The organism is Roseimaritima multifibrata (assembly GCF_007741495.1).
Taxonomy (GTDB): Bacteria; Planctomycetota; Planctomycetia; order Pirellulales; family Pirellulaceae; genus Roseimaritima; species Roseimaritima multifibrata.
Window position 1 is genome coordinate 2,734,397 of record NZ_CP036262.1, and the last position, 12,209, is coordinate 2,746,605.

Below are 12,209 nucleotides of genomic sequence, written 5' to 3' on the forward strand. Positions count from 1 at the left end.
CTGTCTTTCCGGTTGATTTCTGGATTTTCTTTTCGTTTGAGCCGCTATGCCGACCCCCGAATCCCCGCTGGATGCGGATTCTGAAGCATCCACGTTCCTGCACGAGTTACGCGTTTCGGCGATGGCAACCGAATTTGTGATTCTGTTGCCTCACGCGACGAGTGGTCGTCAGCTGGACCAAGCGCTCTCCGCGCTTCAGACGGTCCAGGCGATGGAACAGCAGCTAAGTATCTACCAGGCCGGAAGCGATGTTTCCAGGATCAACGCGGTCGCCGGGGAGCCGGTGAGAGTTTGCCAAGACGTGGTGGACGTTCTTCTGAAGGCGGCCGAGCTTGCGGAAAAAACTTCGGGCGCGTTCGATGTGACCGCCGGACCATTGATTGAAGCTTGGGGATTTACACGGCGGCGAGGCCGAAAGCCATCGGCGGAAGAAATCGAGCGAGCTCGCAGTTTGGTTGACTGGCGCAACGTCCAGGTCGATGCTTCACAGCGCACGGTCAGGCTGGCCAAACCGGGGATGCAGGTCAATCTGGGGGCGATCGGCAAAGGGTTTGCCATCGACCACGTCTGCGATCAACTGACGCAATTGGGCGTCGAACATTTCCTTGTCCATGGCGGAAATAGCACGCTGGCCGCTCGCGGGAACAGCGATGGCGATGCGTCCGCAGGAAGTTCCAAAGGCTGGGTCGTTGGCGTTCAGCATCCTTCTAGGCCTGAGCATCGGCTGGGGACGATTCTGCTGCAAGACGCATCGATGTCGACTAGCGGTCCCGGAAAACAATTCTTTCATTTTCGTGGCAAGCGTTTTGGGCATGTCATCGATCCACGTAGTGGCTGGCCCGCCGGAGATCTGGAATCGCTGACCGTGTTGGCTCCGACCGCCGCCGAATCGGACGCCTTGGCGACCGGATGGTTTGTGGAAGGACAGGAAATCGCCATGCAAGCTGCCGATGCCATGTGCCGTCCCCTCTATTGCATTCGGTCAAGTGACCGCCAGGGGGGCGTTGAGGTTCTCTTTGCCGGCGGCGCGGAATGGGCAGGCTAGCCGACCAGGAACTGATCGACTTCGTTGCTGACAATCACGCCGTAGTTCATCGCGCCAAGCCAGCCGCTCATGATGATCCCGACGCTGCCAGCGTGGTACATGCCGGTGATCTGTTGCGGCAGGGCGCGGCTGACGCCAAGGCCTTCAAACTTGGTGCCGAAGCTTGCGCCCAATTGATGCTGCGTGTAATGCTGAAAGGTTCGAGGCGTTGCGGCTTCGGCCCAGTCGATCATTTCGCGGATGTTCGGGACGTATTTGTCCAGAGCATCCAGGGTCGTTTCGATCAGTTCTTTTTTGCTCGCTTCGTAGTCGGCGTCGCTTAGGTCTGCCCAGTCGCTCCAGTTCGCGTTGGTACTGCTGACAATCGCGTGCCGTTGTTTGCCGTCGGGCCGAGTCCGCGGGTAGTAGAAACTAAAGGTGCGGCTGGTGATGTCGCGGCTGAGCAACGCTTCGGTTCGGAAATAGGGCGCGGTACTTGTGAACAACAGATCGCCGGTCGATTCATCCACGTGGGCGTCTGGTTTTAAGGCCATGTAGACCTGCGTGCTGCTGTTGTTCAGGCGAACGGCTTCGGTCTGCTGAATGAAATCACTGGGAAGGCTTTGCGGTCCCACCATGTCGAGGATCGTTGATCGGAGGTTCGCGTTGCTGACAACCGCTTTGGTGCGAATGGTCCGTCCATTGACTTCGACCGACTGGACGCGGTCTCCGGAAACGTTGATTTTTTCAACCGGGCAACGGATCCGAATATCAACATTGTTCTTTTTCAGCTCCTTTTCCATTCGCTGAACCAAGTCGTCCGTTCCCCCTTCGTAGATGAAAACCCCTTTGTTCATGAAGTTGCTAAACACAATCCCATACGTGATTGCGGGGTCTTCGAGCGTCGATCCATTTGCGTAGGTGATCGGTTCCATCAGCAACCGGATGACGTCTTCGCGGCCGGGGAAGAAACGATCAAACAATTGACGCGTGGTTGTTGTCTGGTCGTCGTAAAAGTTCATTCCTCGCGCGGTGTCGAAGAACTGATTGACGGCCACCGGATCGACCTTGAAATCGGTCGTCAGCAATCGAGTGAAATCGTCTCGATTGAAGGTGGTGCGAACCGAGAACATCGGGTTTTCAAAGCGAATGTTCTTCAGTTGGACAATGCGATCGGCGATATCTTTGGTCCAGTAGCGACGGCAGCTCTTGACCATCCCGTATGGAAAACCGTGCAGCGAGATATCGAAAATGTGCCCACCGGGCCGGCGAAACCAAGTCGCTAAGCCTCCCAGTTTGTAGTGCTGTTCAAGCAGCAGCACGCGATGCCCTGCTCGCCCCAGGATGTTGGCTGAAGTCATCCCCCCCAGTCCGCTGCCGATGACGACCACATCGTATTCGTCAGCGGCTCCTTTTAAGAAATCTCGTGCCATGGGATCTGCAAATTGACTAGGAAGGTGTGGGGATGTTTGACTTAAACGGGCAGGAACTAAGGGGCCGCTGCGGGAGCGTCGGGTCTGTCTTGGCGGTGAATCTTTTTGGTCGCCTTTCGTTTCGCGAAAGTTGGGTTTGCTGACGCAACTTTCGCGGAGCGGAAGGCGACACTGTTGAGACCGATCAGCGTAAATTCACTGCCTCCTCGCGAAAGGCGACATGCCAAAAAACGGATTTCCGACGTGGTAGGTTAGAAACCGATGCAAACCTTTTCAACCGAGGGGGTTAAGAATCAAGTGATAGTGGCAGTTCCAGTCCGTCGTAGGCCATCTGGACCCCTGCCGGCAAGTTCGGTTGGATTCGCTCATATCCCAGGTCGTGAGAGATGTGGGTTAGCACCGTTCTTTCGGCCCCGACCTCTGCTGCTATTTCTAGAGCCTCGTCAAGCGAAAAATGGGTTGGATGGGATTTCAGTCGCAACGCGTCGATCACAAACGTGCGGACTCCTTTTAGCTTCGCCATGGTCTCTTCGGGGACCTGGTTTGTGTCGGTGCAGTAAGCAAAATCGCCGACGCGGAATCCCAGGACGGGTAACTTGCCGTGAAGTAAGCGAAGTGGCATCACCGTGGTTCCCGCTACCTGAAACGGCTTTTCTGGGGCGATGGTTCGCGGTTCCAGTTGCGGTCGAGCGCCCGGGTGGGTCGTCGGGGAGGTCAAGAAGGCGTAGTCGTAAGAGTGTCGAATGCGGGCTTCGACCGCGGGTTCACAGTAGAGCGGGACGGGGTGCCCCAGGTAGAAAGGGAAGAGCCGTAGATCGTCCAGGCCAAACAGGTGGTCAGCATGGGCATGGGTGAAGGCGACCGCTTGGACCAAGCCTATATCTTCGCGAAGTAGTTGCGTTCTGAGGTCTGGAGGGGTGTCGATCAACAAATTTCCGGCGGGCAGTCCCAGCAGGATGGCACATCGAGTCCGTTGGTCGCGCGGATGCCCGCCCGTGCAGACAGGGCAGTCACAACCCAGGGCAGGGACGCCGACGCTGGTGCCTGTTCCAAGGAAAACAACCTTTCCTTCGATGGAGCGACCGCGGGCGGCGGGCGTTTGAGGGGATTTTTCGGGCATCAGTACCGTGGGGATAGGGGGCGACTGGGATCGTCCGTTGGAATCGCAAAAAGAGACCTGAAACATGGTATGCCATGGGACCCCTTTTCCAATACGGGGGAAACCTGCCATACTTCGCAATTCGTTCTGTCTCCAAGGTGTCCAGTGCTACGCTGTTGAACAGGCCCACAGACGAGAACAGACCCGCTAAAACACCGGTTAATTAGAGGATATTTAGGAATGCTAAAGAATTTTTCACCACAGGGATTGGGGATCACAGGTCGCCAGAGCGAACTAATCGAATTGGCTTTGACCTACGCTTTCCGTGGAATGGAGGTCAATATGACCGACATGTTGAAACGGACCCAGCGAACCAGCTTCGAAGATGCTTCGAAGTACCTGCGGGCGGCTGAGATCGAAATCGGGTGCTTTGATTGTGGCGTCGATTTGAACACCACCGATGAAGAGTTCACCGTTCAGCTTGGCCAGGTTCATCCCTTGGCTGAAGTTGCTCAGCAATTGGGCGCCAAGACCGCAACGATCCGCTTGCCATCGGCAACCGATATCGCAGCATTCCCCGAATTCTTCGAAACGGTTTCTGGCCGTATCAAGCAGGTTGCTGAAGTCCTTGCAGGCAAAGAAATTCGCCTCGGGATCGGTTTTGCCGCTGGTGCTGAAAAATTGGAAGGTTTCCAGTTCCCATTCGTGAACACTGTCGAAAGCTTCTTGGCACTCGCCAAGAATGTCACTGGCGACACGATCGGATACGTTCTTGATACCTGGGACTGGCAGGTTGGTGGCGGAACTCTTGAGCAAGTCAAAACCGTTCCAGCCGACAAAGTTTTTGTCGTCCGTTACGGCGAACTGACCGAAGACGCGACTCCAGAAACGGCCAAGAGCACCGATCGCATCTTGCCAACCGTTGACGGGCCATTGAATCACGTCGAAATCACCAAGTACTTGGCTTCCGCCGACGTCGACGCAGCAATCATGCCGACCGCCTCGGGCGCTCAGTACAAAGAACGCACTCGCGAAGCGACCGTGAATGCCGCTCAGGAAGCGATCGACGCGATCTTCGAAGGAGCTGGCCTGCCTGTCACTCCTCGCCCAATGGATCTCGTCTCGTCGATGCCTTACGAGCCAACGCCAATGAACTAATCGTTCAACGGTTAGTTTCTTAAAAAGAAAAAGGGATCGCATCCGGTGTGCGGTCCCTTTTTTGATGCGCCGTCTGGTTGGGAGTTGGGAGTTGGGAGTTGGGAGTTGGGAGTTGGGAGTTGGGAGTTGGGAGTTGGGAGTTGGGAGTTGGGAGTTGGGAGTTGGGAGTTGGGAGTTGGGAGTTGGGAGTTGGGAGTTGGGAGTTGGGAGTTGGGAGTTGGGAGTTGGGAGTTGGGAGTTGGGAGTTGGGAGTTGGGAGTTGGGAGTTGGGAGTTGGGAGTTGGGAGTTGGGAGTTGGGAGTTGGGAGTTGGGAGTTGGGAGTTGGGAGTTGGGAGTTGGGAGTTGGGAGTTGGGAGTTGGGAGTTGGGAGTTGGGAGTTGGGAGTTGGGAGTTGGGAGTTGGGAGTTGGGAGTTGGGAGTTGGGAGTTGGGAGTTCCGCAGCGCGTGCTTTTGTTTGTGAGGGCGAAGACTAAGGCCGTTGCCTGTGAACTGGACGTCTCTCTCTCACGCCGTTTAGAGGTCGCGGGACCTGGCGCATTCCTGTTCAGGGGCGCGCGGAAGTATGCAAGCGGACTTTGTTGCGTCGTTGCCGGGGGGCTGCGACGTTGGGGACTACCTTGATCCTTCGGTTCGTCCGGCTGCCACTTCTTGCTGAACCCATTCGACGATCGATCCGGCCTCTACAGGGGCGTCTTCGATGTTGTTGTTGTCCGCGGTCAGGCGTGATCGGGTCACGATTTCCATAAGGACTTCGGACGATGGATTGGGGGTCAGGTGTTGGCCTCGAAGTGAATCGTCATCCTGGAGGATGGGGGTCAGCACATCGTTGATTGCGAAGATTGTCAGCTGGTCTGAAAGGATTGCTTTGCGCAGTCGAGAGATTTGTTTGCTTGCTTCCGCTTTTGCAACCTCATCAAAGTCATCGCGTGACTGGATCATTGCTTCGATAGCCGCTAGGTCTCCCCATTCCAATATGGGGATCCGAGTCAATCGGTTCATGACCCCACTTGCCTGCCAGTTTTCCAGTCGCCCTTGCTCGGCGTCTGAAACGACTGCCGAGAGGATTTTGATCAACGCTTGTTTGTCTTCGGGATCCAATTGGCTTTGTTCGATCGTAGGGATCGTGTGCCCCGACAGGGTCCGAGCCGCCAGTTCTGTCCGTTTTTGAAACAGGCTGTAGGTGGTCACGCCGCAGCAAACAAACATTGCCGCAGCGATCAGCAGGCAGGTCGCCACGATGGCGGGCAGCCAACCGACGCCATCGTCCTCATCTTCGGGCAGCGTCGAGGTTCCAGGAGGATTCTCCGGGGTATCGGACGCTGGTTCGGAAGCCGGTTGTGACGACGTGGGGTCGGGGGTATCAGTCATTACAGGCCTAGGAATTCAATCTTCACGATTTTGAATTTCATCTTTCCGGCCGGGGCTTCGATTTCTGCAGTTTGCCCAACCTTTTTGCCGACCAGTCCTTGGCCGAGTGGGCTGGTGACCAAAATTTTTCCTTGGTCGTAGTCTTCTTCGCCAGCGCCGACCAGCGTGAATTGTTCCTCGTCGCCGTACTCCAGGTCTTCAACGGTTACGGTGCATCCGAAGACCACTTCGTCCTTGGGGAGCGTGGAAAGGTCGACGATGGTGGCCCGCGCCAGTTTCATTTTTAGTTCGTCGATCTTTCGCTGTAGCAAACCTTGGTTTTCACGCTGGGCATGGTATTCCGCGTTTTCTTTAAGGTCTCCCTCCTCTCTCGCCTCTGCGATCTTTTCTGTGATCTTGGGCATCTCGACTGAATCGAGACGTTCCATTTCGGATTTGATTTTGTTGTATCCCTCGCGGGTCATCGGAACCGAATCGTGCATCGAAATTATCCTTCACTTGGAACAGGTTCGGCGAGCGCAAAAATATAACGACCTTCCGCAGTCTCCCGCAGCAGGTCGTCACGTCATTGATTGATTGAGAAAAGAATCGCGGAGGCGAATTCAAGCTGCTTAGTTTCTCTTTTTCGAGCCTGTTTGTAAAGGACAGGCGAGCCATGCAAATGATTTGTCTGCCGAAAGATTCGATTCGTAGTGGCGGATTCCTGACCGGAATTGGACATCAATGGTTGCCCTTTCTCCGTTTAGTACTAGAATTGAGGTATGGGCAAGGCAGGCGAATTGCGATTTGTTTGCTTTTGTACCGGTTACTGATCACGGAAATTTAACGTCCTTGATTGAATGGCGTCTTTTGATCAGTCCTTTGGTACCGGCGATTGCCAATCTTCTAGCCCATACTTCTATTCGTACACCCTTTATTTTCAGGAATTTTCTGCTAATGCGTACTAATGCTATGCAACGTCGAGCTTTCACGCTCGTGGAACTCTTGGTGGTGATTGCCATCATTGGCGTCTTGGTTGGTCTGTTGTTGCCAGCCGTCCAAGCGGCCCGTGAAGCGGCGCGTCGAATGAGTTGTCAAAACAACTTGAAACAGCACGGCTTGGCGATGCATAACTACCATGACACTCACAACGGTTTTGCCCCTGGATACCTGTACGACATCACCGCGCAAGGCAACCCTGCTACGGACGAAATGTCGCAATGGGGCTGGGGAATGCTTATCATGCCATTTATGGAACAAGGGCCGATGCACGACCAGCTGGGTGGTGGTGCCATTCCTTTGTCGGCCGCATTGACTCCAGGGGGCGTTTACGACCGTTCGGAACTGCTCAAAACGGCACTCAGTCCCTTCATCTGCCCGTCAGACAGTGGAGATGGTGTCCTTCGGGGATCAGACAGCTCGCTTCGTGACGCAGCCGGCACAATCCGCGAAGCTGGCAAGTCGAACTACGTGGGCGTCAACACGACTCGTCGCTGGCACAGCGGTGGCCGGATGACCGGCCCCGACGCCGGAATGCCCAGCCGATGGAGCCCACCGACCAGCACGGGCAGCCCTAACGGTATCTTCATGCGTAACCGCTCGGTGCGATTCTCCGACATCAGCGATGGTACCAGCAATACGCTGATGATTGGTGAACGCCCTTACGAGATGAACACTCCAACCGGCCTTGCCGTTTGTAAGGCAGGAGCCTGGGCGGGGAATGATATCAACAATGAGCAACTGACCATCACCCGGACTTTGGGATCGCTGGTTCTGACGATGAATGGCCCCACCGCGGCTGACTGCCAGCGTGGTTTCGCCAGCCCTCACCCCGGTGGAGTGCTGTTCGTTCGTGCCGACGGCGGTGTCTCGTTTATCTCGGAAACCATCGATCATCGCCCGTGGGGAGTTTCTGGAAACGATAACGTTGACAGTGTTCTTGAACGACTGGGATCGCGCAACGACGGTCAGCCAACCGGCGAATAAACGTTAGCAACGGGGCAATGAATTTGCCAACGCCCCGACTTTTTCCACAATGCCGCCGCCCGCAGTTACGCGGGCGGCGGTTTTTTCATCCCCTTCTGACCTGAACTCTTTTGCAAGAATCTATGCCAAGTCACAAAAAATTTGCCGCTCTGGTCCTCGCGTTTGCTGCTCTTCCTTTGATTGGATGCGGCGGCCCCTCCGTTCCTGTGGGAAGCGTCAGCGGTACAGTCACCATCGACGGACAGCCAGCCTCCGGTGTCACGGTCTCTTTTCAGCCTGTGGAATCTGGCCGCGGATCGACAGGAGTTACCGATGAGGAAGGCTATTACGAATTGGTCTACAGCGCGTCCACCGAGGGAGCCCTGATCGGCAAGCATAAAGTGGGGATTCGCGGTCCAGAACCTGGGTTCGACGATGCCGCCACAGCAACGAGCGCGGTCCTGAAGGAATCCGCTTCGATCAAGCCTGAATACCTGCGTATGCAAAAAGACGTCGAAGTCACCTCAGGATCAAACACCATCGATTTGACTTACCCGTAACAAACTGTCGCGTCGGGTACGTGAAGATCAACAAAGACGCTTCCCGAGTTGGAGCCACCGTCAGGAAACGTTAGCAACGGCAGTTGCGTAGCTCCGTCTCTTCTCGTAGCTCCGCCTCTCCGAGGCGGAGAGCATGGCAAGCACGAGTCTCGGAGAGACTCTACTACGTGCTATCGCAGCAAACAGGGTGGCGATGCTTGGGCAACGGAGTCGCGACGGTTCTTCCCTCGTAGCTCCGCCTCTCTGAGGCGGAGAGCATGGCAGGCACGAGTCTCGGAGAGACTCTACTACGTGCTATTGCAGCAAACAGGGTGGCGATACTTGGGCAACGGTGTCGCGGCAGTTCTGCCCTCGTAGCTCCGCCTCTGCTCGTAGCTCCGCCTCTCCGAGGCGGAGAACATGGCAGGCACGAGTCTCGGAGAGACTCTGCTACGTGCTTTTGCAGCAAGCAGGGTGGCGATACTTGGGCAACGGAGTCGCGACGGTTCTTCCCTCGTAGCTCCGCCTCTCTGAGGCGGAGAGCATGGCAGGCACGAGTCTCGGAGAGACTCTACTACGTGCTATTGCAGCAAACAGGGTGGCGATACTTGGGCAACGGTGTCGCGTCGGTTCTGCCCTCGTAGCTCCGCCTCTCCGAGGCGGAGAACATGGCAAGCACGAGTCTCGGAGAGACTCTACTACGTGCTTTTGCAGCAAGCAGGGTGGCGATGATTGGGCAACGGTGTCGCGACGGTTCTTCCCTCGTAGCTCCGCCTCTGCTCGTAGCTCCGCCTCTCCGAGGCGGAGAACATGGCAAGCACGAGTCTCGGAGAGACTCTACTACGTGCTTTTGCAGCAAGCAGGGTGGCGATGATTGGGCAACGGTGTCGCGACGGTTCTTCCCTCGTAGCTCCGCCTCTGCTCGTAGCTCCGCCTCTCCGAGGCGGAGAACATCGCAAGCACGAGTCTCGGAGAGACTCTACTACGTGCGATTGCAGCAAGCAGGGTGGCGATGATTGGGCACCGGCGTTGCTTGGTCCCTACTTTTTCTTTTTGACGTTCGGGCGTTTCCGCTTGTCGGGACGCAAGGCCGGAGGTGGCTCGTTGGCGATCCGTTCTTTCATGCGATCGACAAACGATTTTGGGCCTTCGCTTTTATCGCTGCCGTTACCTGTTGGCCCGGAGGGCGTGCTGTAGGCCAGGGCTCCGCCTCCCTCTGCTTTGGGTGGAAGCGACTTCTTGACTAGCTTGCGTTCCGCAATGCCCCAAAGGCTGCTGGTGATGAAGTAGATGCAAAGTCCGCTGGGGACTCGGAAGAACAGGAAGCCCATGAACAGGGTCATGAAAGTCATGACCTTTTGAGTCATTGCAGTTTGTTCGTCGGTCGCCGGTGGCATGAACATTTTTTGTTGCGCCAAGAACAGCAGCATCACCAGCATCGGCAGGATGTTGAAGTAAGGGCCCAGCCAGCCGGTCCCTCGTCCGCTCATGTATTCCCACATCCAGTCGCCCCAGTAGTAAAGCATGTCGGGAGCCGCAAGGTTGCTGCACCATTGCCATGAGGGGCTAAGGGCCGCTTGGCGAAGCTCGATATCGACCGAAAGGCATCGGTATAAGCCGATGAAAATCGGCAGCTGGATGAACATTGGCAAGCAACCCGACAGCGGATTGAAGCCGGCTCGTTGCTGAAGTTCTCGCTGAGCCTTTAAACGACCTTCCATGTCGTCTTTGTACTTTTCGCCGATCGCCTTTAGCTGAGGAGCCAGTTCTTGCATTTTTTGTGCGTGCATGGCGGCTCGCCGCCCGAGCGGGAACATCAGCATTCGGACCATTAGGGTCAGCAGCACAATCGCAAATGCGTAATTGAACGTGATGTTGTTGTTCAGGAAGTGCAGGATTGCCTGCAGTGGTTTTGCGATCATCGGGAACCAGCCGTAGTAGATCGCATCGGAAAGGCCGTACGCGGCTAGCAGCGTTTCCTGTTTTGGGCCGGCAAACATTCGCACTTTGTGCATCACTGTTTCACCAGCTGGAATCGCTAGTTGCTTGCTGTCCAGGTAGAACGACGTGTTTGCCGCTCGTTCTTGGTGCTTGGGAAGCAACGCTTCGTCGCAGACCAGGGTCGCGGCGGCTCGAGTGTATTCCTTGAAGAACGGTTCCTCGACTGGGACGTAGGCGACCGTGAAGTACTGTGCGTCGACGCCGATAAAATTCAGTTCGCGTTCGCTTTCCGGGTCGTCCGGAGAGAACAGGATCTTGGCGGGGGGGCCTTCCTTTTTGCGGCGTTCTTTAATTAACGCATAGGTTCCCCACAGGACATCGCCGCTGCCGCTGTTTTTGTACAGGATATCGCGGGCCCCGGCTCCACCAAAGTTCGGGCTGATCTTGTTGGAATACCACCAGCCTTCAAGCGTAATTCCGTTTGGTCCATCCAAGCGGTAGGCCAGGTTCTGGTCCTTTTCGCCTTTGTTCTCGATACCGACTTCCATATCGATCAGGTAGCTGCCTTTGCCAAGCGTGTAGCGATGGATCAATTCCACCGGTTCCGCTTTCAGCTTTTGGAGAGCCGCCTTGGAAACGGGAAGGCGATAGGTCGCTTGTTGTTCGCCGGTGGTCGAAGCGGGTTGTTCCTCGACGTCCCAGATCACGTTGTGCTGACTGGGGAGTGAAGCGAGTTCCGTTTCGGAGTCGGCCAGTTGTCGCCCAGCAACCTGAGACAGCGTCATTAGGCAGGAAAGGCGATCCAAGTTGCCAGGGATTTCGTCCTCGCCACCGCGACTGGAAAGCCGAATCAGGTCGAGCGGGTGCTCGGTCAGTTCGATATCGAAGGCAAGCTCTACGCCAATGCCGTCCGGCGATTCGGGAGCCTCTTCGTCGGTTGCTTCTTCCGCCAATTCCGTTTCCAGGCCGCGAAGGACCGTGACGGTCACTTTGGTGCCCGGTTCAATTTTTTCCAGTGCGTCAGCGAAGGCTTGGCGATCGGGAGTTGATTTCCCTTTGACCGATGTGATCCGGTCGCCGACCTGCAGTCCGTCAGGGATCCCCGTCTGTTGGGAAGTGGCGAGGGCAACCGGAGTCGCCGGGCCGATCACGTTAATTTTTGGTCCGGCTTGGTCGAGAGAATCTTCCAGAGCCATATATCCGGCATAACCGCCTTGGACATCGACGCGGCGATAACGCAGGCGACCTTTTTTATTCCGTTCGGTCAGCTCGATCCGTTCGATCCCAGCTCCGCGGTTATTTAGGTAAACCAGCATGCGGTAGCCAGATTCCGCGTCATAGGACCCCAGAGTCTGCCAAGCGGTCTTGGTCGGCCGGGCCTCTTCTTCGATGTCGACTTCGACCGCTTCCAGTTGCGGGTCCGAGTCGGCTCCAGGCAACGCGTCTAGGTCCGCAGCGACCTCAGCCTGATCGATCAGAGGATCGGGCTGTGGGGGCTTAGGAGGGCCAAACATCCCGTTAAGCGAGATGTAGATAAACAAAAAGGCGGTCGAAGCGATGACCCAGGACAGTAGGCGGCGTTCCACGAGCAGAGCGATCCGGTAACTAGTAAGGTAGTAGGGAGCAAAATGCGGGGCGGGGAAAATCGATGGGATAAAAGAAAGACCAATGAATCCCCGAGCCGGCTTTTCGGGGTATTCTG

The 12,209-nt window shown here is 56.1% G+C and carries 9 protein-coding genes; 4 read left to right on the forward strand and 5 right to left on the reverse strand.

Annotated elements, in window-relative coordinates:
* Positions 1–46: 46 nt before the first annotated feature.
* A complete protein-coding gene (locus FF011L_RS10055; protein ID WP_145351555.1) occupies positions 47–1,045 on the forward strand; it encodes an FAD:protein FMN transferase in 999 nt (332 codons plus the stop codon).
* Here the strand turns inward: FF011L_RS10055 and FF011L_RS10060 are convergent.
* Together FF011L_RS10060 and FF011L_RS10065 are read right to left on the reverse strand one after the other, a co-directional pair.
* On the reverse strand, positions 1,042–2,457 hold the full coding sequence (locus FF011L_RS10060) for a phytoene desaturase family protein (protein ID WP_145351556.1): 1,416 nt from the start codon (positions 2,455–2,457) through the stop codon (positions 1,042–1,044). The two genes, FF011L_RS10055 and FF011L_RS10060, sit on opposite strands and share 4 nt — an antisense overlap.
* A 286-nt stretch (positions 2,458–2,743) precedes the next feature.
* The gene (locus FF011L_RS10065) at positions 2,744–3,688 is read right to left on the reverse strand and encodes an MBL fold metallo-hydrolase (protein ID WP_391560927.1); all 945 of its coding nucleotides are present in this window, start codon (positions 3,686–3,688) and stop codon (positions 2,744–2,746) included.
* A 108-nt stretch (positions 3,689–3,796) separates the two neighbouring features.
* Here FF011L_RS10065 and FF011L_RS10070 point away from each other — a divergent pair, with 108 nt between their 5' ends.
* Positions 3,797–4,714 carry a TIM barrel protein gene (locus FF011L_RS10070; RefSeq protein WP_145351557.1) on the forward strand — a complete coding sequence of 306 codons (918 nt, stop codon included), beginning with the start codon at positions 3,797–3,799 and terminating at the stop codon, positions 4,712–4,714.
* A 613-nt stretch (positions 4,715–5,327) separates the two neighbouring features.
* Here FF011L_RS10070 and FF011L_RS10080 read toward each other — a convergent pair.
* Together FF011L_RS10080 and greA are read right to left on the reverse strand one after the other, a co-directional pair.
* Positions 5,328–6,083 (reverse strand): hypothetical protein, encoded by a 756-nt coding sequence (locus tag FF011L_RS10080; RefSeq protein ID WP_145351558.1) that lies wholly within the window; start codon positions 6,081–6,083, stop codon positions 5,328–5,330.
* Complete coding sequence (gene greA, locus FF011L_RS10085; protein ID WP_145351559.1) at positions 6,083–6,565, reverse strand: transcription elongation factor GreA; 483 nt, start codon at positions 6,563–6,565, stop codon at positions 6,083–6,085. The genes FF011L_RS10080 and greA overlap by 1 nt, the downstream gene beginning before the upstream one ends.
* Positions 6,566–7,019: 454 nt before the next feature.
* On the opposite strand from greA, the gene FF011L_RS10090 reads away from it, so the two are divergent.
* Positions 7,020–8,048: a DUF1559 family PulG-like putative transporter gene (locus FF011L_RS10090; protein ID WP_145351560.1), complete on the forward strand. Its 1,029-nt coding sequence runs from the start codon at positions 7,020–7,022 to the stop codon at positions 8,046–8,048.
* A gap of 122 nt (positions 8,049–8,170) precedes the next feature.
* Positions 8,171–8,587, forward strand: coding sequence for a transthyretin-like family protein (locus FF011L_RS10095; protein ID WP_145351561.1), 417 nt, complete (start codon positions 8,171–8,173; stop codon positions 8,585–8,587).
* 1,019 nt (positions 8,588–9,606) lie between these two features.
* On the opposite strand, the gene FF011L_RS10100 is transcribed toward FF011L_RS10095, so the two are convergent.
* The gene (locus FF011L_RS10100; RefSeq protein ID WP_145351562.1) at positions 9,607–12,093 is read right to left on the reverse strand and encodes a YidC/Oxa1 family insertase periplasmic-domain containing protein; all 2,487 of its coding nucleotides are present in this window, start codon (positions 12,091–12,093) and stop codon (positions 9,607–9,609) included.
* Between the last annotated feature and the right edge of the window lie 116 nt (positions 12,094–12,209).